The organism is Desulfovibrio sp. 6_1_46AFAA, assembly GCF_000224635.1.
Taxonomy (GTDB): domain Bacteria; phylum Desulfobacterota; class Desulfovibrionia; order Desulfovibrionales; family Desulfovibrionaceae; genus Desulfovibrio; species Desulfovibrio fairfieldensis.
Window position 1 is genome coordinate 117,572 of record NZ_JH114300.1, and the last position, 20,441, is coordinate 138,012.

The window sequence follows — 20,441 nt, forward strand, 5'->3', positions numbered from 1 at the left end:
CTCTCTCTCTCTCTCTCTCTCTCTCTCTCTCTCTCTCTCTCTCTCTCTCTCTCTCTCTCTCTCTCTCTCGGCGCAAACGCGCGGCTCTGAAAGAATCGAGATACCGGAATTGCGGGCAAGAAACATGGCAGTCATCCGGGTAAAGAGCGGTGAGAACCTGAGGTTTTGCGCCGAGCCCCATGACCCGGCTTCCATTGGCGTACCGATAGCCTATATTACTTATCGGTAGGCCATTTTACTTCTTAAGTCCATGCGGGATTTTTTGAGGCCCGGAAGTCCATTTTGGGCTTGCCCATCAATCCGCTTTGTTGCAGAATTATTTCCCCCCCCTTATAGGCCGGAAACTGTCGCCAGAACGGTTTCCACGGTCTTTCAGACCGTGTTCGGCCGGCCGGAGCTCCGGCGACAGGCATTCGCGCCTCCTTTGCGGAGCGGCCGCGAAGCCGTGTGAATCCACGCCCCCCTTACCCGGGAGCTTATGCCAGCGTTACGGCGGGCCGCGTATTGCGGACCGGCCTGCGGCTGTGGCGCTTTTTCGAGGTAGGAAAACTATGTGTAGAATCGGTTCCGTCAAAAGCAGGACGCCGGTGCATCCTTCCGTGGCGCTCAATCTGATGCTGCCCCAGCAGGAAGGGCACGACAATTCGGGTTTTGCCATGGTCATGCAGGATCTGGACGGCGTTTTCAGCCATTATAAGGACAAGCCCCTGCTGTCTCTGGCCTGTACCCCGCAGGGCGTGCAGCTGGTCAACGATTATATGGAGGAAAAGGGGTTCGTGCAGGTGGCCCAGTGGGTGCCCGAAGTGGACAGACAGCCGGGCCTGAAAATCGAGGCCATGCCGCGCTATGTCTTCCGCAATTATGATTATCCCGAAATCTACCGCTACCGCAGCCGGGAAGAGCGCGAAGACCTGCTGCTGGACACCCGTCTGGCCCTGCGCCGTCTGCTGGACGAGGGCAACAACGGTTTCGTCTATTCTTTTTGGCCCGACGTGCTGACCCTCAAGGAAATCGGCGACCCGGCGGACATTGCCGCCTATTTCCGACTCTGGAACGACGACGGCCGCCTCACGGCCCGCAACATCGTGACCCAGTGCCGCCAGAACACCAATTACGACATTGTGCGTTACGCGGCCCATCCTTTCTTTTTGCAGGGCTACACCCTCTGCGCCAACGGCGAAAATACCTTTTTCACCAAGAATACGGAGTTTCAGAAGTCCCTGCACCGGGGCTACATCGGTTTTGAGTCCGACTCGCAGAACTTCCTTTACACCCTGCATTACGTGCTGCATGAGCTGCACTGGCCCATCACCTACTACAAGCACGTCATTACGCCCCTGCCCTTTGTGGAGGCGGAAAAGCGCGCGGACCGCGAGGTGCTCGGCCTGATCCGTGAATCCCTGGCCCATTTGGAGATCAACGGCCCCAACGCCGTTATCGGCCTGCTGCCCGACGGACGGATGCTCGCCTGCTGCGATTCCAAGAAGCTGCGGCCCGTGGTGGTGGGCGGCGACGACAACATGGTGGCCGTGGCCTCGGAAGTCTGCGGGCTGAACGCCGTTCTGCCCGACCGCGATCCGGCTCTGGACATTTACCCCCATGAACGGGAAATGGTGGTCATCGACAACGATCTGGCGGTGCGGCGATGGAATCAGTAAAAACCCAGGACGTCAGCGTCAACGATCTGCGCTGGACCATCGAATATCACGCGGAACGCTGCACCATGTGCGGCTCCTGCGTGGCGGCGTGCACCTTCAATGCCATTGAGGCCGGGGTTTCGCACCGCAGCGTGACGGTTTCGCGCAAAGCCTTTCCCGAGCCCGCAGCCGAGCATTTCGCCCTGCCCGTGATCAGGCAGAAGACCCGCATCGAACAGGCCTGCGTGGGCTGCGGCATGTGCGAAAAAGTCTGTCCCAACAGGGCCATCCGGCCGGTGCGCAATCCGGATAACCGCTTTCCCGTGCTGGCGCGCGCCCACGGCCCGGTCAAGCGCGGCGGGCGCAGCAATCTCGCCACGCCGCGCACCCTGGACGCCGTCGTGGTGGGACGCATCAGCCAGATGACCGATCCGGCCCTGGACTCGGAGCGGCACACCTTTGACATCCGCTCGCCCTTGGGCCGCGTCATGCTGGCCAGGGAACTGCCCCTGCGCGTGGACGGCGAAAGCCTGGTGCTCGAAGGGCGCACTCCGCCGGTGCGCTGGATCTATCCGGCCATTTTCAGCGACATGAGCATCGGCGCGCTGTCCACCAGGGCCTGGGAGGCTCTGGCCCTGGCCACGGCCTATCTCAACGAGAAGTGCGGCATGCCCGTGCGCATGAGCTCGGGCGAGGGCGGCATGCCCATCAAGCTGCTGGAGTCGGAACGGCTCAAGTACATGATTTTGCAGATCGCCTCCGGCCATTTCGGCTGGAACCGCATCATCAAGGCCATGCCCCGGATGAAGACCGACCCGGCGGGCGTGCTGATCAAGATCGGCCAGGGAGCCAAGCCCGGCGACGGCGGGCTTCTGCCCGCCGCCAAGGTGGCCCCGCACATCCAGGCCATCCGGGGCGTGCCCAAGGCCACCCTGCATTCCCCGCCCAACCATCAGGGCCTGTATTCCATTGAGGAATCGGTGCAGAAAATGCACCTTTCGCTCAACGCGGCCTTCGGCTTCCGCGTGCCCGTGGCCATCAAGTGCGCGGCCTCGGCCACTTCGGTATCCGTCTACAACAATCTGCTGCGCGATCCCTACAAGATCTGCGGCGGCTTCTTCCTTGACGGCATCCAGGGCGGCACCGGCGCGGCCAATGAGGTCTCCCTGGAGCATACGGGACATCCCGTCGTCTCCAAGCTGCGCGACTGCTATCAGGCCGCCGTGGCCCAGGGGCTCCAAGGACAGATTCCCCTCTGGGCCGGAGGCGGCATCGGCATGACCGGCAATGCGGCGGCCGACGCCTTCAAAATGATCTGCCTGGGGGCCAACGGCGTGATTCTGGGCAAGATCCTGATCCAGCTGCTGGGCTGTGTGGGCAACGAGCACGGGCGCTGCAACGCCTGTAACACGGGCAAGTGTCCCACAGGCATCTGCACCCAGGACCCGCGTCTGGTCAAACGCCTGGACGTGGACCGGGGGGCCCAGAACATCGTGGACTATATGCTGGCTTTTGACGCGGAACTGCGCAAGCTGCTGGCCCCGGTGGGCAACAGCTCCCTGCCGGTGGGGCGTTCCGACGCCCTGGTGTCCATGGATCGGGCGGTGGCCGACAAGCTGGGCATTCAGTATGCCTGCTAACCATACGATGAGGAATGGAATATGCTGCGCGTAAGCACGGTGCACGATCACGAACGCATGTCCACCCAGGATCTGCTGCTGTCCCTTGAGGCGGCGGTGGAGCGGGGCGAGACTGATTTTTATATTCAGGCGTCGGGCCAGCACGACATCGGCGGCCCGCTCTGGAACCGGGAGGGCAAAAAGCTGCGCTTCACGGTCAGCAATCCCGGCCAGCGGGTGGGCTCCATGTGCCTGCCCGACACGGAAATACTGGTGGAAGGACCGGCCCCGGCCGACGTGGGCTGGCTCAACGCCGGAGGGCGCATTGTGGTGCGCGGCGACGCCGGAGACACGGCCGGGCACTGCGCCGCGGCCGGGCGTATTTATATCGGGGGCCGGGCGGGCGCGCGCTCCGGCTCGCTCATGAAGCACGATCCGCTCTACGAGCCGCCGGAACTCTGGGTGCTCAAGAGCGTGGGCAGCTTTTCCTTTGAGTTCATGGGCGGCGGCAGGGCTGTGGTCTGCGGCTGCGAAAGCCGGACCCTGCCCTCGGTGCTGGGCGAGCGGCCCTGCGTGGGCATGGTGGGCGGTGTGGTCTATTTTCGCGGGCCGCTGGGCTCTCTGCCGCCGGACGTGCGGGTGCGCCCTCTGGATGAGGGCGACGTGGTCTGGCTTGATGCCGGGCTGGATGATTTTCTTGCGGCCATTGACAGGCCAGGACTGCGCGAGGAGCTTTCGGTCTGGAAACACTGGAAAAAAATCGAGCCGTTGCCGTTTGAGGAGCGGGAACACGAGGAAATCCCCAGCCTTGCTCAGTTCCGGGCCACGGAATGGGTCAAGGACGGTATTTTCAGTGACGTCTGCCCCGACGACTTCGCGGTCAACGGCCTGGTGGCGCGCGGGGATTGCCGCCTGCATGTGCCTGTGTGGGAAAATGCCCGTTTTGCCGCGCCCTGCGAATTTCATTGTCCGGCCTCCATCCCCAGCCAGCGCCGCTTCAATCTGCTGCGAGAAGGCAAGGTGGAGGAAGCCTGCCGTCTGGTGCTGGACTATACGCCGTTTCCGGGCTCGGTCTGCGGCGGCGTCTGCCCCAATCCCTGCATGGAGGGCTGCACGCGCAACGAACTGGACAGTCCGGTGCAGATCGGCAAGCTGGGCTCCTGTTCGGCGGACATCAGGCTGGAGAGCCCCGTAAAGCGCAGCGGCAAACATCCGGGCGTCATCGGCGGGGGCGTAGGGGGCCTCACGGCGGCCTGGCAGCTGGCCCGTATGGGTCATGAGGTCACGGTCTATGAGGCTGATGCCCATATGGGCGGCAAGCTGGAACAGGTCATCCCGCGCGAGCGCCTGAATCATGATCTGCTGCTCAAGGAACTCAAGCGCATTGAGGAGATGGGCGTGCATTTTGTCACCAATTGCCCGGTGGATGCCAAACGCTTCGCGGAACTGCGTAAAAAGCACGATGCCCTGATTGTGGCCACCGGCGGCCATGTGCCGCGCATTTTCCCCTGGCCTGGGCATGAAAAGGCCGTGGGCGGCATCGACTTCCTCAAGGCCGTGAACCGGGGTGAAAAGCCAAGAGTACCGGAAAGCGTGGTGGTCATCGGCTGCGGCAACGCGGGCATGGACGCGGCCGCCGGGGCCTTTGCCATGGGCGCGCGTCAGGTGACCTGCATTGACGTGCAGCGGCCAGCGGCTTTCGCTCATGAGATCGCCCATATTGAAAGCCTTGGCGGCAGGCTGGTCTGGCCGGTGCAGACCAGGGAGATCACGGACAAAGGCCTGATCGCCCAGGACGGCACGCTGATTCCCGGCGAGATGGTCATCATCGCCATCGGCGAATCGCCGGATCTCTCCTTTCTGCCCGAAGGGCTGAAGAAGTTCCGCGACCGGCTGGCGCCCGGGGCCGATCTGAGCGTGATGGACGGCGTTTTCGCCGTGGGCGACGTGATCAGCCCCGGACTGCTGGTCCACGCCATCGGCACGGGCCGCCAAGCCGCCCTGGCCGCCGACGCCTGGCTGCGCGGCGAGAGGTACGCGGCCGAGCTCAGGGAGCAAGTGCCCGCGCCGCGGCTGCATACGGCCTATTTTGCCAAATATCACAGCCGGGAACTGCCCCGGCCCCTAGAGGATCACGCGCGTTGCGTCAGTTGCGGCACCTGCCGGGACTGCGAAATGTGCCTCAAGTCCTGCCCGGAAAAGGCCATTGACCGCAATGAGCTGAGCGGCGGCTTTGAGTATGTCTCCGATCCGGCGCGCTGCATCGGCTGCGGGATCTGCGCGGGCGTCTGCCCCTGCGGCGTCTGGGCCATGCGGGACAATCGGGCCGTGGCCTGACCGGCGGAAAAAGCCTCTTTTCGGCGCAAGCCCGGAACTTCGGTTCCGGGCTTTTTTCATGCGCCGCGCCGGTCGCTTTCCCGTCTTGACGGGTTCCGGCGCGGGCCGTACATTCCGGCTAGTTCATATTTCAAGGAGATCCCATGACGCTTGATCCCACCAAAAATCCTGACTGGAAAATCGCGCAGGATGCCGAATCACGCATGAAGACCGTGGAAACCCTGGCCGCTGAAATGGGCCTGGAATCCTCGGAGTTGCTGCCCTATGGGCACTATATGGGTAAAATCGAGCAGCAGGCCGTGCTGGAACGCTTGTCCGGGCGGCCCGACGGCAAATACGTGGACGTCACGGCCATCACGCCCACGCCGCTAGGCGAGGGCAAATCCACCACCACCATCGGCCTGGTCCAGGGGCTGGCCCGGCGCGGACTGCGCTCCTCGGCGGCCATCCGCCAGCCCTCGGGCGGCCCCACTATGGGCATGAAGGGCTCGGCCGCAGGCGGCGGCCTGTCCCAGTGCATCCCGCTGACGCCGTATTCGCTCAATTTCACCGGCGACATCCATGCCGTGGGCGCGGCCCACAATCTGGCCATGACCGCCCTGACCGCGCGCATGCAGCACGAGCGCAATTACGACGACGCCACCCTGGCGCGTCTTTCGGGCATGCGCCGCCTGAACGTGGACCCCACGCGGGTGGGCACGGGCTGGGTTATGGATTTCTGTGCCCAGGCCCTGCGCAACGTGATCATCGGCATTGAGGGCGACGGCCGTCGCAACGACGGTTTCATGATGCGTTCGCATTTTGACATTACCGTGGCCTCGGAGGTTATGTCCATTCTCTCCGTGGCCCGTGATCTGCGCGATCTGCGCGAACGTATGGGGCGGATGGTGCTGGCCCTGGACCGCGACGGCAATCCCGTGACCACGGCGGACCTGGAAGTGGCCGGGGCCATGACCGCCTGGCTGGTGGAAGCGGTCAAACCCAATCTGATTCAGACCATTGAAGGCCAGCCCGTACTGGTGCATACCGGGCCTTTCGGCAATATCGCCCTGGGCCAGAGTTCGGTCATCGCGGACCGGGTGGGCCTCAAACTCAGCGACGTGCATGTGACGGAATCCGGCTTTGCCGCGGAAATGGGCTACGAGAAATTCTGGAACCTGAAATGTCGCTACAGCGGCCTGACGCCCGACGCGGCGGTTATTGTAGCCACGGTGCGGGCGCTCAAGAGCCACGGCGGCGCGCCCCAGCCCCGGTCCGGCCGTCCCCTGCCCGAAGCCTACACCCGCGAGGACGTGGGCTTGGTGGAAGCGGGCTGCGTCAACCTGCTGCACCATATCGGCATTGTACGCCGCTCCGGCGTGCCCTCCGTGGTCTGCATCAACAAATTCCATACCGACAGCCCGGCGGAAATCGCCGCCATACGCCGCATCTGCGAAGCGGCGGGAGCCCGCGTGGCCGTGTCCGAACACTGGGAAAAGGGCGGCGAGGGCGCGCTGGAACTGGCCGACGCGGTCATGGACGCCTGCAATTCCGGCAAGAGGCATTTCACGCCGCTCTATGACTGGAATTTGCCCCTCACCGAGCGGATCACCTGCATTGCCCGCGAAATTTACGGAGCCGACGGCGTGGATTTTGAGCCTCTGGCGGCTCAGCGCCTGAAAGCCTTGCAGGAACGGCCCGACGTGAACGAACTGGGCGTGTGCATGGTCAAAACCCAGTATTCCCTGTCCGATGATGCGTCCCGCAAGGGCGTGCCCGCCTCCTGGCGGCTGCATGTGCGCGACGTGCTGCTGTTCGGCGGCGCGGGTCTGGTCTGCCCGGTCTCCGGCGACATCAGCCTGATGCCCGGCACGGGGTCGCATCCCTCGTTCCGCAACATTGATGTGGATGTGAACACGGGCAAGGTGACCGGCCTTTTTTAAGGCTTATAGTATTTGGAGCATTTCAACTTTGAAATGCTCCAACGAGGCTGCGAGGGCAGCCTCGCGCCACGAAGCCGTAAGCGCAATTTATTTGCGCTGTTGCCTCTCCCGTTAGCAAGCCTTCGAGCTTTACGGACGAGGACAGCAGAGCTAAGCGGCGGAGTAAGCGTGTCTTTAGCTTTGGAATGCCCAGCATTTCAAAGTTAATCTGCTCCAGCTGTTATGCGGCGCATGTTCCGGCGCGCTGTCCGTCACAAAACACCCCGGCAGAGCTGACGCTCTGCCGGGGTGTTGCTGTTTATAGCGCTCGCGTGCTCAGCCGCGCTTCATGTCCTGAATCAGATCGGTGAGCTTCTGGGCCTGGACGGCCAGATCCGTGACAGCCTTGGAGGCTCCGCCCATGGCTTCGGCGATCTGCCGCCCCATGTCGTTGACCCGGAGGATGGACTGGTTGATCTCTTCGCTGGCGGCGGACTGTTCCTCGCTGGCCGTGGCAATGGCATTGACCTGGTCGGCCGTGGCATCCACAGTGGCGACGATTTCCTCCAGGGCCGAACCGGACTGGCTGGCGTAGTCCGTGGCCTCTTCAATCTGGCGCACGGCGTTGTCCACGGAGGCCATGCTCTTGGACGTGCTTTCCTGAATGGCCCGGATGGCGTTACTCACGTCGTTCGTGGAGGCCATGGTTTTTTCAGCCAGTTTGCGTACTTCATCGGCCACCACGGCGAAGCCGCGCCCGGCGTCTCCGGCTCTGGCCGCTTCAATGGCCGCGTTCAGAGCCAGCAGATTGGTCTGATCGGCAATATCCGAAATGACGTTCATGATCTGGGTGATGGCCTGGGCGTGCTCGTTGAGCTGGCCCATGTCGTCCCTGAGCTCCAGAGAGAGCTGACGTACCTGCTCAATACCGTGCACGGCCTTTTCCACAATGGCGGAACCGGTCTGGGCCTTTTCTTTGGTGTCGGCGGAAGCGGACGAGGCGGATGTGGCGTTTCGGGCCACTTCCTGCACGGTGGCGTTCATTTCGTTCATGGCGGTGGCCGCTTCGGAAACGCGCTCCGCGGCTTCATGCGCGCCCCGGTCGGACTGTTCAATCTGGGCCGAAAGCTCCGTGGAAGCAGAGGAAAGAATTTCCACAATGCCTTCAAGTTGGCCGGCGGCGGCCAGCATGCCGTCCCTTTTGGCGCTTTCGGCCTGCTGCCGGGCTTCCTCGGCCTCGCGCTGGGCCACAGTGGCTTCTTCCACGGCCGCAGTGGCTTCTTCGCTTTTCCGTGCTGCCTCGTCAATGCGTTCGCGCAGATTGCCGATCATCTGGCCCAGAGAGGCGTCCAGAGCGCGGATTTCGCGCGGGCAACGCGGATGCAGCTTGATTTTCGCGTCAAGCCGCCCTTTGGCCACTTCATCCGCCGCGCCGGTCAGTTGGCGCAGGGGCGAGCAGATCACCCGCGTCACGTACCAGGCCACAAGGATCATCAGGACTACGATACCCAGGCAGATCCAGGCCTGATACATGGCATAGCGATCATTGCTTTCGGTCACCAGGGCGGCGATACGCTGCTGCTCGGCCTGCACGCTGTCAATGTACACGCCGGTGCCGATCAGGGCGTCGGTGCCGGGGATCAGGCAGACATAGCTCAGTTTGGGCTGGATGCCCGCGCCGGGTTTTTCAAAGCTGTATTCCACAAAGCCGCCGCCGGCTTTGGCGACTTCCATGAATTTCCGGACAAAGGGCACGCCGTTGGCGTCCTTGAGGTTGCTGCAATCCTTGCCGTTCAACGATTTGTTGATGGGCACGTTGATGCGCATGCCGTCGGTGGTGTAGGTGAAGTAGTAGCCTTCGTTATTGGGGAAAAAGCGCTGATAGTCGGTGAGTTGTTCGATGATGGCGTATTGTTCTTTCTTGTCCGAGACGTTTTTGAGTCGATTGGCCAGATTCTGCGCTTCCACTTCCACCGCGCTCTTCACGCCGTATTCATATTTCTGGCGCAGGGCGTCGGTGATCTGCGGCATGGTGACATCATTGAATACCCGCTGCGATATTAGAAAATTGGCGGTGAACAATGTCCCTATGCCGAGCAAAAAGATGCCGCACAGTACGATGATCCACATTCTGACATTCATGGATGTTCTCCTCTCTAGCATCCGTATCGCGCATCTGTTGATGCCAACCGGCGGCAACCAACCATGGAACGCTGGACAGGCGTTCCGTCCTAAGAGCAGGTTAACTTTGAAAATTGATAACAGGCGCCTTGGCCTCCGGCGCGGGCGTCCACTCTCGTGACCGCCGGGGCCGTTCAATTTTTAACGTTAAACTGCTCTAATATGCCCCGGTACGCACGGGAACCTCTACCTCCTGGGGATCGCCGCAGTACCGAAAGAGGCCGCAGGCCATGCAAAGAGCGACCTGCGGCGGATATGCAAATGCCCGTATGCGGGCGGACATATGTATTTGTCGGTATAATTAAAATTATCTTAATCCCTTCGGGAAAATTTTTCCAGTGCCGCAGGAATTGTTCTATGAACTTGTCATATGGATGAGGTATTCCGGGCCCTGCGGGCGCAGTGCCTTTTATGCCTCCCCGCCTTTGGGCCGCTTTACGGATGAAAACAGCAACAAGATAGGCGGCCCAAACGGCAACGAAGCGAAAACCAGAATGCCCGGAAGGCAGAATAAAACAACGGACGGAGAACAGAATGACCCTGTTACGGGGAGGGCGCGGACCATAAAAAAACAGCTCCCGCCGTGAGGCGGGAGCTGTTGTCTCAAAGCAATGCGGGCAAAGCCCGTAGCGGGGAACGGCTTAGTACATGCCGTCCATGCCGCCCATGCCGCCCATGCCGCCGGGCATGGCCGGGGCGTCCTTCTTGGGCTCGGGCTTTTCAGCGATGGCGCATTCGGTGGTCAGCAGCAGGGAAGCCACGGAAGCGGCGTTCTGCAGGGCTGTGCGGGTCACCTTCTTCGGGTCGATGACGCCAGCCTTGATCAGGTCTTCGTATTCGCCGGTGGCCGCGTTGAAGCCGAAGCCGTCTTTGCCGGCGCGGACCTTTTCCACCACGATGGAACCTTCGAAGCCCGCGTTGTGGGCGATCTGGCGCAGGGGTTCCTCAATGGCGCGGCGGATGATGTTCACACCGGCCAGTTCGTCGTCGTCAGCGGGTTTGATGTCGTTGAGGACCTTGGACACGCGGATCAGCGCGGTGCCGCCGCCAGGCACGATGCCTTCTTCCACGGCGGCGCGGGTGGCGTTGAGGGCGTCTTCCACGCGGTCTTTCTTTTCTTTCATTTCCACTTCAGTGGCGGCGCCCACATGCACCACGGCCACGCCGCCCACCAGCTTGGCCAGGCGTTCCTGCAGCTTTTCGCGGTCGTAGTCGGAGGTGCTGTCTTCGATCTGGGCGCGAATCTGCTTCACGCGGGCCTTGATGTCCTCGCTCTTGCCGGCGCCGTCCACGATGGTGGTGTTGTCTTTGTCAACAACCACGCGCTTGGCGGTGCCCAGGTCGGCCAGGGTCATGTTTTCCAGCTTGGTGCCGGTGTCGTCGGAAGCCACCTGGCCGCCGGTGAGGACGGCGATGTCCTGAAGCATGGCCTTGCGGCGGTCGCCGAAGCCGGGAGCTTTCACGGCCACAACCTGAAGGGCGCCGCGCAACTTGTTGACCACCAGGGTGGCCAGGGCTTCGCCTTCCACGTCTTCGGCGATGAGCATCAGCGGACGGTTGACTTTCGCCACCTGCTCAAGCACGGGCAGCATGTCTTTCATGCTGGAGATCTTCTTTTCCGTGCAGAGGATGTAGGGATTGTCCATCTCGCAGATCATCTTTTCGGCGTTGGTCACGAAATAGGGGGAGAGGTAGCCGCGGTCGAAACGCATGCCTTCCACCACATCCATGGTGGTTTCCAGGCCCTTGGCTTCCTCAACGGTGATGACGCCTTCCTTGCCCACCTTGGACATGGCTTCGGCAATGATGTTGCCGATGGTGGCGTCGGAGTTGGCGGAAATGGTGCCGATCTGGGCAATTTCCTTCTGGTCGCGGGTGGGCTTGGCCAGATTGGCGAGCTCGGTGATCAGGGCTTCCACGCCCTTGTCGATGCCGCGCTTGATAGCCATGGGATTACGACCGGCGGCCACCAGCTTGATGCCTTCATGGTATACGGACTGGGCCAGAATGGTGGCGGTGGTGGTACCGTCGCCGGCGGCGTCGGAAGTCTTGGAGGCCACTTCCTTCACGAGCTGGGCGCCCATGTTTTCAAACTTGTCGTCCAGTTCGATTTCTTTAGCCACGGTCACGCCGTCTTTGGTGATGACGGGCGCGCCGAAGGACTTTTCAAGAGCGACATTGCGGCCTTTGGGGCCGAGAGTGACTTTAACGGCATTGGCAAGCTTGTCCACGCCGCGGGCGAGTTTTTCACGAGCTTTAACGTCAAAAAAGATTTCTTTAGCGCACATTTTCAGAGTTCCTCCTGGATGGTGATTCGGCAGAGATCGGGATTAGTCGATGATGGCGAGAATGTCTTCTTCGCGCATCACAAGGTGGTCGACGCCGTCCAGCTTGATTTCCGTACCGGCATACTTGTTGAAGAGCACTTCATCGCCCTTCTTCACAGCCATGGCGACGCGGGAACCGTTTTCCGCGATCTTGCCGGGGCCCACGGCCACAACCTGGCCCTTGGAGGGCTTTTCCTTGGCCGTGTCGGGGATGTACAGACCGCCGGCGGTCTTCTCTTCAGATTCAAGGCGCTTGACCAGCACACGGTCGTTGAGGGGTTTCAGCTTCATGACGTCAAATCCTCCCGGAAAAGTTTTTTTATTGCCCTTACGGGCACGGGCGGCGGCCGAACCAGCGGACGCGCCGGAAATATTGCGCGTAATGGGCCACAACGGGCGTTGTGCCGTTGCACCGCCCCGCACGGGCATACAGATAAGACAGTCTGGCGGCTTGAAAAGGGGCTGGAGCGATTTTTTTTAATTTTTTTCCTGTAAAATTTAAAAATTATTTTATTTTAACAGGTTAACGCCTGTCCCCGTTTTCGCTTCAGCGAGCCTCAATGGACGCTCCGTAACGGTCGGCGCATTGCGCTCCCGGCGCGCCGGTCAAAAAATCCGCTGTGTTCTTCCCGTCCTTTGTCGATGAGGAAAATTGCATCCGTTCCGTCCCTGGGATACCATCCGCAGTTCAGGTACGTTGCCTATGAAAAAAGCCGCCCTGTTCCGTGCGAATTTTCCCGCACATTTTCTCCGGCGCAAAACGCATCAGGAGACAGAAAAATGCAAGTAAGGCGTCTTCTTGAAATTATACTTCTGCTGCTGCATGGCAGATGCGGCACGCTCAGAGAACTTTCAGAACACTGTTCCGTTTCCGTTGATGCCATCAAAAATGACATAGGCATACTGAAAAATTCCGGTATCCCCATACGCTGCTGTTCCGCAAGCGGCACCGTAAGCCTGCCTGAGGGTTTTACCCTCGAGACGATGTTCAAGCCCCGGCGGGAGCGGAGCGCCGAAATGTCGTGTGTTCCACCTCTGCCTGATGGCGGGGGGTATCCCGGTTTTACGTATCCTCCGCAACACCGTCACATGGCGCCGGAGCGCAAGCGCAACGAACTGGCCCCCGGCGTATACGCCTTTGTGGGCTACAGTTCCTCCAATTTCGGCGTCATCGCCTCTGAGCACGGCTATATTCTCATTGACGCCGGTGACGATTTGAACGGCGCGGCCGAGGCGTTGCGGGAAATCAAAAATCTGATTCCCGGCGGGGTTCAGGCCGTCATTCTTACACACAGCCATCCGGATCATCGGGGCGGAGCCGAGATTTTCCTTGAAGGGCGGCGGGATGTCCCCGTTTGGGGCCACGCGGACTTCGGGGCCGAGCAAAGAGCGGGCAGGGGGCTTGAGCGGGTCAGCGCCGAACGCGCGGCCAGGCAGTTCGGCGCGGGCATCCCTGACGCCGACTATCCGGTCAACTTTATGCTCCCGAGGTTTGCCGGAGGAAAGTCCGGGCCGCTGTTGTCGCCCAATATTTTTGTGACGGAAGACCGCATGCCCGTGCGCATTGACGGGGTCAACCTCGAACTCCACAGGATTCCCGGCGAAAGCACGGACCATCTCGTTGTCTGGCTGCCTGAACGGCAGGTGCTTTTTTCCGGCGATCACGTCTACCGCAGCTTCCCCAATATCTATCCGGTACGCGGCGGCGTTTACCGGGATGTGGAGCAGTGGGCCAAAGCTGTGCGCCGCCTAATGGACTTCAGGCCCAAGGCAATGATGTTCGGCCACAATGCCGTCCCGGTCCCGGATGAAATCCTTCCCATGCTGTCCGGATATGCGGAGGCCATTGAATATGTGTACGCCGAGACCCTTAAGGGCATGAATCAGGGCAAGACTCCCGACGAACTGGCCGCAAGCCTGCGCCTGCCCGGACATTTGCGGGATCAGGCGTATCTGGGGGAGTTTTACGGCGCTGTTCCCTGGGCTGTCCGTTCCATTTACGCCCACAAACTGGGCTGGTTTGACGGCAATCCCACTACGTTGGTTCCGTTGACGCCGTTGGAAGAAGCTGAGCGCATGGCGGCTCTGGCCGGTGGGAGTGGGCAGCTTCTCCGGGCCGCGCAAAATGCCCTGGCGGGCCGGGATTACCGCTGGGCGGCCAGGCTCGCTGATTACCTGTTGCAACTTGGTGAAACTGAAAACGGAAAAGCCGTCAAAGCCGCGGCACTGGAAGGATTGAGCCGCGACATCCTGCCGGTGGCGGGCAAGAATTACCTTTTGCGCTCAGTCCTGGACCTACGCAAGTAACTCCGGTTTCTCCATAATGAAAAATGCCTCCTGTTCAGGAGGCATTTTCGGGAATTCCTGAAACGGCGGTTGCTAATACTCGCAGAGCTGGTCCGCCGGAATGATGGTAAAGCCGTTGTCCCTGAGCACGTCCACAGCGTGATCCACCTTGTCGAAGCGGAAGATCATCACCGCGCTTTCCTGGTCACGCTGCACAAAGGCGTACATGTACTCCACATTGATGCCGTTACGCGAAACAAGCTGCAATACGGCGTCAAGGCCGCCCGGCGTATCGGCCACCTCCACGGCCACCACGCTGGTGCGGCCCAGAGTAAAGCCTTTTTCCTTGAGCACGGTTTTGGCCTTTTCATGATCGCAGACGATCATGCGCAAAATGCCGAAGTCAGAGGTGTCCGCCAAGGAAAGGGCGCGGATGTTGATGCCCGCCTCGGCCAGAGTGTGGGTGACTTCAGCCAGACGACCGGCCCGATTTTCCAGAAAAACGGATAATTGTTCAGCTTTCATGGCGGAATCCTTTATCAGTCGTAAGGGGCTCAGGCTTTGTGGGAGTCATCACCGGAAGAGGACTGGTCTTTTTTGTCCTTGGGGGTGATGTCGATTTCATCGGGTTCAGACGATGCGCGGCGGAAGTTGCGGATGGCCCGGCCAAGCCCGCCACCTATTTCCGGCAGTTTGTTGGCTCCGAAAATGAGCAGCACAACTACCAGAATAAGTAATAATTCCTGCATGCCAATGCCGAACATGCGGCAAGCCTCCGTTGGATGTTGGGCTGTAAAGCCAGTCTACTGTTATAGCATAAGCCGCCGCAGGCATGAGGTCAAGGCGGGCTCGCGGCGGGGCTTGTCTCTCGCCCCCCCTCCCGGAGGTTCAGCGCCGCCGTCCTAGGGCGCGCTGCACCTGTTTGGGAGAGGAGGGATGTCGGAAACCGGCTTCAATCAAACGCCGGGCCGAGATGTCGCGCCTGTCCTTGCTGTTGCCGCCCAGCACCACGGCCAGCAGGCGGGTCTTGCCGCGCTGGGCCGTGATCACGATGTTGTAGCCCGAGGCCACGGTCCAGCCGGTTTTCAGGCCGTTGACACCGGCCACGCTGCCCAGCAGGGCGTTGGTATTGCGCATGGTGCGGCCCCTGTGCAGGAAGAAACGTGTGCCGTGAAAACGCATGGCGTCGGGGTGCGCCTTGAGGTAGGCGCGGCTCAGCGTCATCATGTCGCGGGCCGTGGTTTTCTGCCCTGCGGCGGGCAGGCCGGTGGGATTCTTGAACAACGTGCGGCGCATGCCCAGGGCGCGGGCCTTGCGGTTCATCTGGCGCACGAAAGTCCGGCTGTTGCCGTGGACGTGCTGGGCCACGGTCATGGCCGCGTCATTGCCCGAGGCCACGGCCATGCCGGTAAGCAGGCGCACCAAGGGCACGCGTTCACCGGCGCGCAGATGCATGGACGAGCCGCCCGTGGCGGCGGCCTGGCGGCTGACCTTCACCTTCCGGTTGAGGGAAATACGGCCTGCCTTGACCGCGTCCAGGGTCAGAAACATGCTCATGAGCTTGGTCAGCGAGGCGGGCGGAATGGCCGTGTCGGCGCTTTGCTCATACAGCACGCGGCCCGTGTTCAGATTGACCAGAATGGCCGAGCGCACGGGCAGCGCGGCCCGTGCCGGGATGCAAAGGGACAGGGAGAGGCCCAGACAGAGCAGCAGGCAAAACAGCGCCCTGCGCGGGCGGCCGGAAAGGGCGTCGCACGGCCCTCGCTGGAGCCGCTTCGTTTGCTGCTGAAGCGCTGTGCTGCGGGAATTACTCATGGGTCCTGTAAAAATAGTTGGCTTCTTCCACCGCCTGCATGGCAAAAGCCAGCAGGACGGGCCCGGCAATGAGTCCCACCGGCCCGAAACTTGCCAGGCCGCAGAGGATGGCGAGGATCAGGACAAAGAAAGGGGCCTTGATGCCCTGGCGCAGAAACAGGGGCCGCAGCACGTTGTCCACGCCCGCCACAGCCAGCATGCCCCAGAGAGCCAGGCCCACGGCGGCCATGGTTTTGCCGGTGAACCAGAGGGAAAGGCAGAGCGGCAGCCAGACCAGAGCCGTGCCCACCACGGGGATGGGGGCCACCAGGGTAGCCAGCATGCCCCAGAAAGCGGGCTGGTTGAAACCGGCCACGGCAAAGCCGATGCCGCAGAGAAAGCCCTGGGCCAGGGCCACCAGCACGATGCCCAGCATAATGCCCCGCAGGGCGCGGTGAATGGCGCTGATGAAGCGCCGCAGCAGAGCCTGCGGCAGATGGAATATCCGGCAGGTGACTTTGCGGATGCGCCGGGAATAGACCGTGAACAGCACCGTGAGCGTCAGAAAGAGAAAGGTGGTCCAGAACGCGGTCATGGTGCCGCCCAGAAAGCCGAAACTCCGGCTGACCAGCATGGTCACGGCGTCGCCGAAAAGCGTGTCCAGATTGTGCAGGAAGTCGTTGACCGCCTTTTCGATGCTTGGATATTCGGTCAGGCTCAGCCGCCAGTGCTGGATATGCTCCACCCACTGGGGCGGCAGCTGAAAATTGTTGGCCTGGAGTTCGCGCAGCCGCGCCAGCCCGGCGACGGCCTGCGGCGACACCAGCAGGGCCAGGATGGCGATGGGCACGAACAGGCCGGAGAAAATGGCCGCGATATAGCTGCAGAGCGGCATGTGGTGCGAAAACCTGATAAGAAAACGCCGTCCGCGCGAGTCAGGCTCGCGGCGCTCCAGGCGGACGCGCCAAGCACTGGCCCTCTGCCGGAGGCGCCGGTAAAAGGGCAGGGTCAGGCAGGAAAAACAGGCGGCCATGAAGATGGTGATGGGGTTGGGCCAGAGCAGCAGATACCAAGCCAGCGCAGCCAGAAGGTAAAGCAGGCGCGGCAAAAATACGGTCATATATCAAGCCTTTGTGGGGCCCGAGCACCTTTCGCGGCACCGGGCGGTCTTGTGCGACGTTAGAGCATTTTCACAATGAAATTACTCTGTACTGTTAGAATGCTCAGCCTTGTGAAACAAGGCCCGCGAGATTTCCGCAGGCGGGCTTTGCTCGTCGTTAAGCGGAAATCTCAAGCGTAATCTGCTTTAGAGAACGTGCAAACCTAGCAGACCTTGCCGGGCTCTGCCAAGCCCCAAGAGCGAGGGGGCGCGGCGCCCTCCTTGCCGGGCCGCGCGTTGCATTGCGTCCGCCCCTGCCGTACCATGCCCGCATGAGCGCCGTTTTGCCCACACAGCCGTCCGGTTCGGCCACCCTGACGGTAATCCTGATCTGCCGGGGAGAGGAGCCGCCCGTTGCCTGTCTGGAGGGTCTGGTTCAGGCCGGGGCCGGAGAAACGGCGGTGTTCTGCTGTTGCCCGGCGGGCTTGGAAAGTCCGGTGCGGGCCATGGGAAAAAGTTTGTTGCGCCGGGGAGCCCTGACCGGCTTTGATTGCCTGTCGCCGACGCCGGGAGAAGACTGGCGCATGGCCGTCAACGCGGCTGCGGGCGCGGCAGGCAGTCCTTTTTTGTTTTTTCTTTCCTCGGATGTGCTCCTGGAACCCGGCTCTCTGGCTCCCCTGCTGGAGAGGCTGGCGGCGGATTCCGGCCTGGCCGGGCTCAATCCCCTGCTGCTTGCGCCGGAGGGCGGCCCGGAGAATAACGGCCCGCGCCGGGTTCGCCATCTGGGCAGCGTGGCCGACAGCCAGGGGCGGTTGCACTATTTATATGAAGGCCTGCCGGCCGCCCATCCTCTGGCCGCGCGGCGGCGCGTTTTTCAACTGGCCCATGACGCTGCTCTGCTTGTGCGGCGAGAGGATTTTCTGGCTGTGGGCGGGTTCAGGCCGGCCCTGGAAGGTCTGGCCGGTCCGGATCTCTGCCTGCGCCTGCGGGACGCGTGCGGCGGCTTTTCCACGGAACCCGCGTCCAGGGCCGTACTGCGCGACGCTTTCGACTCCTGGAAAACCTGTGGTTTGTGGAACAGCCTGCTGCAACGCGGTCGCCTGGAGCCGGGCCTGCTGCAACCGGACTACCATTGCCAGGTTCAGGCTGACGGCCTGGAATACGGCCTTACGCCCTGGCTGGCGGAAGGTCCTCGCGGTCTGCCCCTGGAAGCGGCGGAAGGTTCCTCTGACGCGGCCTGGCTGCGTTGGCGGCATGCGCCGGAACCCGCCGCGCTCCTGCATCTGCTGCGCCTTCTGCCGCCGGAGAAACGCGCCCCGGCTGTGTGCCTCTGCCGTGAACTGCCGTCCAGCCTGCCGCGCGTTTTTGCCTGGTATACAGCCCTGGCGGCCCGGCTGGAGGCCTTCGGCGAGCGTGAAAATCTGTCACGGTTCAGGGATGAGGCCCGCGCCTGGCGGACCCGGGCCCGGCGTTTTCATCACGGCCTGCTCAGACCGGGCCTGCGGGCCCTGGCCGGGGCGGGGCTTTACGCCTGTTCTCTGGATAACGCGCCTTCCGTGTATGACGCCTGGCTGGAACTGCGCGAGAATGCGTCCCCGGCTGAAGGCCCAGGCGTACAAGATTTGCGCGTGGAACGCGCCTGGCCGGAAATCGCCGTGCTCATGCCGGTCTGGAATCCCGAACCCGCGTTTCTGCGCGCGGCCCTGGATTCCGTACTGGCCCAGAGCTACGGTCACTGGCAGCTCTGCCTGGCCGACGACGCCTCCACCAGACCGGAAGTGCCGGAACTGCTGCGTTCCTATGCCGCGCGGGACAAACGCATCAGGCTGGTCCTCCGGGAACGGAACGGGCATATCTCGCGGGCGAGCAACAGCGCCCTGGCTTTGGCGGGCACGCCGTGGGCGGCCTTTCTGGACCACGACGATCTACTGGCACCGGACGCCCTGCTGGAAGTGGCCCGCCACACGGCGGAACGTCCCGGCCTGCGCTTTCTGTACAGCGATGAGGACAAGATCGACGTCCACGGCGTGCGGCGCACGCCGGTGTTCAAGGCGGCATTTGATTTTGACCTGCATCGCACCGGCCATCTCTCGACCTATGCCGTCGAGACACTGCGCGAGGTCGGCGGCCTGCGCCCCGGCTTTGAAGGCTCGCAGGATTTTGATCTGAGCCTGCGCGTGACCGAAAGACTCAGGCCGGAGGAAATCGCCCACATCCCGCGCATTCTTTACCACTGGCGGATTCATGCGGGCAGCACCACTGCCGGAGTGGGTGCCAAGCCCTACGTGCTGGAAGCCACACGCCGGGCTCTGGCCGAAAGCGCGCAACGACGGGGCCTTGCCGCCACTGTTATGCCCGCGGGCAAAAACAATTTTTTCAAGCTGGCCTTGGCCGTGCCGCCGGAACTGCATTGCAGCGTGATTCTGCTGGCCGACGCGCCGGGGCCTCTGACGCCGGGCCTGGCGAAATCCCTGCACGGGCTGGCCCGGCAGTTGCGCCTGGAAACGCTCTGGCAGCCGCTGCATCCGTCGGCGCAGCCCGCGAAACAAACCGGTGTCGGGCTGCGTCAGGACATGCGCGTCCTGCCGTTCGCCGGGCCGCACTGGGCCATAGCCTGCCGGGCGGCCGCCCAGGCCGCCACGGGAGATGTATTGCTTTTTCTGCACGCTGGTCTGACGCCGGTGGGGGATTGCCGCCCCGAACAGCTGGCGGCACTGGCGCTGCGGCCCGATCTGGCCCTGGTGGGCGGCTGTGTCTGGAAAGGCGGGCGGCTTCGGCACGCGGGGCTTTATCCCGATGTGACGGGCCTGCCGTTTCCCTTGCAACGTGGAGCCGCGCTCGAGCTGCTGCCCTCGCTCTGCTGGGGACAGTTGCTGTTGACGCGGCGGGCATTGGCGTCTTCCTGGTGCTGCATGGCCGTCCGGCGAAAGGATTTTCTGGAGAGCGGCGGCTTTGACCCCGCGTCAGGAGCGCTGGCCGGGGCGGACTACGGCCTGCGCCGGGAAGGGCAGGGCCTGTTTACCCTGATCTCGCCCTGGGGCCAGTGGGTGTTGGAGAATGGGGCAGGGGGGGTCGGAGAGGAAACACTGACGCCTCAGGCACAAGAATGCTTTCTCCGCCGCTGGGGCGACATTGTGCGCGGCCACGGGCTGAGGAATCCGCAGTTGCGCGCCGCGCCCGACTACGGCTGGACCTTGGAAAGTTGACGCTGCCCTCACTCTGCGGCGGGAACGCGGTCCATCCTTGCTCTCTTTATCCGT

13 protein-coding genes are annotated in these 20,441 nt (G+C 62.3%); 6 read left to right on the top strand and 7 right to left on the bottom strand.

Annotated features, from left to right (window positions below; all coding sequences use genetic code 11):
- The first annotated feature begins 551 nt into the window (after positions 1–551).
- The 4 genes from HMPREF1022_RS00360 (at position 552) to HMPREF1022_RS00375 (ending at position 7,515) form a co-directional block, all read left to right on the top strand.
- A complete protein-coding gene (locus tag HMPREF1022_RS00360) occupies positions 552–1,658 on the top strand; it encodes a glutamate synthase (RefSeq protein WP_008684549.1) in 1,107 nt (368 codons plus the stop codon).
- Positions 1,646–3,277 (top strand): glutamate synthase-related protein, encoded by a 1,632-nt coding sequence (locus HMPREF1022_RS00365; protein WP_009301382.1) that lies wholly within the window; start codon positions 1,646–1,648, stop codon positions 3,275–3,277. Before HMPREF1022_RS00360 ends, HMPREF1022_RS00365 begins: the two co-directional genes overlap by 13 nt.
- 21 nt (positions 3,278–3,298) lie before the next feature.
- On the top strand, positions 3,299–5,593 hold the full coding sequence (locus HMPREF1022_RS00370) for an FAD-dependent oxidoreductase (protein ID WP_009301383.1): 2,295 nt from the start codon (positions 3,299–3,301) through the stop codon (positions 5,591–5,593).
- Positions 5,594–5,736: 143 nt separating this feature from the next.
- Complete coding sequence (locus tag HMPREF1022_RS00375; RefSeq protein ID WP_009301384.1) at positions 5,737–7,515, top strand: formate--tetrahydrofolate ligase; 1,779 nt, start codon at positions 5,737–5,739, stop codon at positions 7,513–7,515.
- Between the two features lie 315 nt (positions 7,516–7,830).
- Here the strand turns inward: HMPREF1022_RS00375 and HMPREF1022_RS00380 are convergent, their stop codons facing one another.
- The 3 genes from HMPREF1022_RS00380 to groES form a co-directional block, all read right to left on the bottom strand.
- On the bottom strand, positions 7,831–9,636 hold the full coding sequence (locus HMPREF1022_RS00380; RefSeq protein ID WP_009301385.1) for a methyl-accepting chemotaxis protein: 1,806 nt from the start codon (positions 9,634–9,636) through the stop codon (positions 7,831–7,833).
- Positions 9,637–10,316: 680 nt separating this feature from the next.
- Positions 10,317–11,963, bottom strand: a complete 1,647-nt coding sequence (gene groL / locus HMPREF1022_RS00385; protein ID WP_008684543.1) for a chaperonin GroEL — start codon at positions 11,961–11,963, stop codon at positions 10,317–10,319.
- A gap of 42 nt (positions 11,964–12,005) precedes the next feature.
- Complete coding sequence (gene groES, locus HMPREF1022_RS00390) at positions 12,006–12,293, bottom strand: co-chaperone GroES (protein WP_008684542.1); 288 nt, start codon at positions 12,291–12,293, stop codon at positions 12,006–12,008.
- Positions 12,294–13,091: 798 nt separating this feature from the next.
- Here groES and HMPREF1022_RS00395 point away from each other — a divergent pair.
- Complete coding sequence (locus tag HMPREF1022_RS00395) at positions 13,092–14,309, top strand: alkyl/aryl-sulfatase (protein ID WP_232221512.1); 1,218 nt, start codon at positions 13,092–13,094, stop codon at positions 14,307–14,309.
- Between the two features lie 72 nt (positions 14,310–14,381).
- Here the strand turns inward: HMPREF1022_RS00395 and HMPREF1022_RS00400 are convergent, their stop codons facing one another.
- The 4 genes from HMPREF1022_RS00400 to HMPREF1022_RS00415 form a co-directional block, all read right to left on the bottom strand.
- A complete protein-coding gene (locus HMPREF1022_RS00400; RefSeq protein ID WP_008684540.1) occupies positions 14,382–14,813 on the bottom strand; it encodes an ACT domain-containing protein in 432 nt (143 codons plus the stop codon).
- Between the two features lie 29 nt (positions 14,814–14,842).
- Positions 14,843–15,052 (bottom strand): twin-arginine translocase TatA/TatE family subunit, encoded by a 210-nt coding sequence (locus tag HMPREF1022_RS00405; protein WP_008684539.1) that lies wholly within the window; start codon positions 15,050–15,052, stop codon positions 14,843–14,845.
- A gap of 124 nt (positions 15,053–15,176) precedes the next feature.
- Complete coding sequence (locus tag HMPREF1022_RS00410) at positions 15,177–16,103, bottom strand: D-alanyl-D-alanine carboxypeptidase family protein (RefSeq protein ID WP_009301387.1); 927 nt, start codon at positions 16,101–16,103, stop codon at positions 15,177–15,179.
- The gene (locus HMPREF1022_RS00415; RefSeq protein WP_008684535.1) at positions 16,096–17,202 is read right to left on the bottom strand and encodes an AI-2E family transporter; all 1,107 of its coding nucleotides are present in this window, start codon (positions 17,200–17,202) and stop codon (positions 16,096–16,098) included. Before HMPREF1022_RS00415 ends, HMPREF1022_RS00410 begins: the two co-directional genes overlap by 8 nt.
- 311 nt (positions 17,203–17,513) lie before the next feature.
- On the opposite strand from HMPREF1022_RS00415, the gene HMPREF1022_RS00420 reads away from it, so the two are divergent.
- Positions 17,514–20,387 (top strand): glycosyltransferase, encoded by a 2,874-nt coding sequence (locus HMPREF1022_RS00420; protein ID WP_009301388.1) that lies wholly within the window; start codon positions 17,514–17,516, stop codon positions 20,385–20,387.
- Positions 20,388–20,441: the final 54 nt, after the last annotated feature.

What these genes read in the sequence shown, in the direction of transcription:
- HMPREF1022_RS00420 (WP_009301388.1), top strand. Translation starts at nt 17,514, where the DNA reads ATGAGCGCCGTTTTGCCCACACAGCCGTCCGGTTCGGCCACCCTGACG.
- HMPREF1022_RS00370 (WP_009301383.1), top strand. Translation starts at nt 3,299, where the DNA reads ATGCTGCGCGTAAGCACGGTGCACGATCACGAACGCATGTCCACCCAG.
- HMPREF1022_RS00380 (WP_009301385.1), bottom strand. Translation starts at nt 9,636, where the DNA reads ATGAATGTCAGAATGTGGATCATCGTACTGTGCGGCATCTTTTTGCTC.
- HMPREF1022_RS00365 (WP_009301382.1), top strand. Translation starts at nt 1,646, where the DNA reads ATGGAATCAGTAAAAACCCAGGACGTCAGCGTCAACGATCTGCGCTGG.
- HMPREF1022_RS00375 (WP_009301384.1), top strand. Translation starts at nt 5,737, where the DNA reads ATGACGCTTGATCCCACCAAAAATCCTGACTGGAAAATCGCGCAGGAT.
- groL (WP_008684543.1), bottom strand. Translation starts at nt 11,963, where the DNA reads ATGTGCGCTAAAGAAATCTTTTTTGACGTTAAAGCTCGTGAAAAACTC.
- HMPREF1022_RS00405 (WP_008684539.1), bottom strand. Translation starts at nt 15,052, where the DNA reads ATGTTCGGCATTGGCATGCAGGAATTATTACTTATTCTGGTAGTTGTG.
- groES (WP_008684542.1), bottom strand. Translation starts at nt 12,293, where the DNA reads ATGAAGCTGAAACCCCTCAACGACCGTGTGCTGGTCAAGCGCCTTGAA.
- HMPREF1022_RS00410 (WP_009301387.1), bottom strand. Translation starts at nt 16,103, where the DNA reads ATGAGTAATTCCCGCAGCACAGCGCTTCAGCAGCAAACGAAGCGGCTC.
- HMPREF1022_RS00360 (WP_008684549.1), top strand. Translation starts at nt 552, where the DNA reads ATGTGTAGAATCGGTTCCGTCAAAAGCAGGACGCCGGTGCATCCTTCC.
- HMPREF1022_RS00400 (WP_008684540.1), bottom strand. Translation starts at nt 14,813, where the DNA reads ATGAAAGCTGAACAATTATCCGTTTTTCTGGAAAATCGGGCCGGTCGT.
- HMPREF1022_RS00395 (WP_232221512.1), top strand. Translation starts at nt 13,092, where the DNA reads ATGGCGCCGGAGCGCAAGCGCAACGAACTGGCCCCCGGCGTATACGCC.
- HMPREF1022_RS00415 (WP_008684535.1), bottom strand. Translation starts at nt 17,202, where the DNA reads ATGACCGTATTTTTGCCGCGCCTGCTTTACCTTCTGGCTGCGCTGGCT.